Origin of the sequence: Bradyrhizobium iriomotense (assembly GCF_018129405.1) — a bacterium.
Classification (GTDB): domain Bacteria; phylum Pseudomonadota; class Alphaproteobacteria; order Rhizobiales; family Xanthobacteraceae; genus Bradyrhizobium; species Bradyrhizobium iriomotense_B.
The window spans coordinates 1-1,568 of the sequence record NZ_JAFCLP010000052.1; the positions used below are offsets into that span (position 1 = coordinate 1).

Here is a 1,568-nt window from a genome sequence, read left to right on the forward strand (position 1 = left end):
GGCCGTGCGTTGCAAGTGGTTTTGCCGAGCTGGCGGTAAGCGGTCTTGCATCAATGTATCCGGCCTTTGATTGGAGCATTTGCTCCGGGCCACCATGGATATCAGCGCGCGTGCGTTCTCGTTAGCGGACAGGCCTCGATTGGGCCATTTGGGTCACCAGTGTTCGCATGCGCCGGGAAGACCGAACCTCCATCTCGTCTCATCCTCTCGCAGACCTCGGCTGGAATGTGGGGCTACGTCATCGTTTGCTCCTCATATCGCTCAGTTCCTTTGTTCGAGCCAAGGGCCGTTCCTTCGTCCCGGCCCGCAGAACGTCGATCGCGTCGTGCGCAGGGGCGGTCAAGGCCAGCCGTCGCGCTTGGCTTGCGGCTGGCTCCGGCGTTGCCAGGCTGCGCCTTGACCGCGCCGAGCCCGGCGCGAGGGTCAAGCGGGTCGGACGCCTGCATCGTCGGTCCTCGTCAGCTCGAAGGTGCGTCCTTTGGCCAGCACCGCCCAGGCGATGCGGGCAAGCTTGTTGGCGAGCGCGATCGCGAGCACGTTGTGGTGCAACCGCCTTTTGGCGGCTTCGATCCAGGACTTGAGCCCGTAACGTTCCCAGTTCTTTATCCTGACCAGCACAACCCACGCCGCCTGCACGAACAGAACGCGCAGGTAGCGATTGCCGCGCCTCGAGATTTTGCCGAGGATCGTGCGGTCTCCCGTCGAGATCTGCTTGGGCACCAGTCCGAGCCAAGCGCCGAAGTCGCGGCCTTTGGAGAATACGTCTCCAGTGCCGATCGCGGCCACCATGGCGCTCGAAATGATCGGCCCGATGCCAGGCACCGTCATCAGGCGCGAGCATGCCTGATCTTGACGGGCCAGTGCTTCGATCTCGCCGGATAGGCCATCGATGCGCTGATCCAGCCGGCGCCAGTCGCCTGCCAACTCCTCGATGACACGCAACATGCGTGGCGACAGGGCATCGGTGCGGGTCGCAAGGATGGTGGGCAGTTCGGTGCGCAAGAAGCCGATACCCTGGCGCACGGCGATCCCGCGTTCCAGCATGAAGGCGCGAATCTGGTTGATGATGCCGGTGCGTTGCGACACCAGCCGCTCGCGCACCCGGTGCAGCGCCTGCAGATCCAGTTGCTCCGCGGTCTTGGTCGCGACGAACTTCATCGTCGGGCGCTGCACGGCTTCGGCAATCGCTTCGGCATCATTGAAGTCGTTCTTCTGCCCCTTGCTATAGGGGCGGACATATTTGGCCGGCATCAACCTGGCATCGTGACCAAGCGATGCGAGTTTGCGGCTCAGGTGATGTGCCCCGACGCAGGCTTCCATGCCGATCAGGCAAGGCGGTATATTTGCGAGCCGCTCTTCCACTTGGCCACGCGACCACTTTTGCCTCAGCAGGATGGCGCCGCGCGCATCGTGGCCCACGACGTGGAACGAGTTCTTGCCGATATCGATGCCGATCACGGCGATCGCGGTATTGGGTGTCTGTGACATGGCGTGCTCCTTGTCTTTGGCGCCCCTTGCCAGCTTCGCTTGCTGGCGGGGCAGGAGCACGGCCGGACCATCCCATTAGC

Annotated in this window: 1 protein-coding gene; it reads right to left on the minus strand. The window is 63.3% G+C overall.

What is annotated here, in order from left to right:
• Nucleotides 1–423 precede the first annotated feature (423 nt).
• Nucleotides 424–1,488 carry an IS110 family transposase gene (locus JQ592_RS38150; RefSeq protein WP_211407850.1) on the minus strand — a complete coding sequence of 355 codons (1,065 nt, stop codon included), beginning with the start codon at nt 1,486–1,488 and terminating at the stop codon, nt 424–426.
• Nucleotides 1,489–1,568: the final 80 nt, after the last annotated feature.